We start from the raw sequence: 245 nt of genomic DNA, 5'->3' as shown, positions 1-245 counted from the left end.
GCCGGAAAGGGATGAGATCGAGGAGTGGCGCCTCGCGTGATCTGAACGTCAGTGAGGCCGACGGGGATGCCGGCAGCCTCCGTGAGCCGGTTCAGCAGATCCTCCAGCTCTACGAGCGGATAAGGAAGGCTAATCCGGACTTCGGCCATGCTGCGGCTGATACGTTCCATTTGCCCCTGTACTTCAATTAGCCGGCCGTCGTAAATACGGAACACTTCGTAGACGGCGTCTCCGCAATAATAGCC

The 245-nt window shown here is 58.8% G+C and carries 1 protein-coding gene; it reads right to left on the bottom strand.

Annotated features, from left to right (window positions below):
• Nucleotides 1–245 (bottom strand): aminotransferase class IV (locus KVT34_RS30830; protein ID WP_369016307.1); only part of this gene is annotated, 245 nt, incomplete at both ends.

The organism is Paenibacillus sp. GbtcB18 (genome assembly GCF_019091125.1).
In the GTDB taxonomy this organism is placed as follows: domain Bacteria; phylum Bacillota; class Bacilli; order Paenibacillales; family NBRC-103111; genus Paenibacillus_F; species Paenibacillus_F chitinolyticus.
Note: the sequence above shows the minus strand (reverse complement) of the source record. Positions and strands in the feature narration are given on the sequence as shown.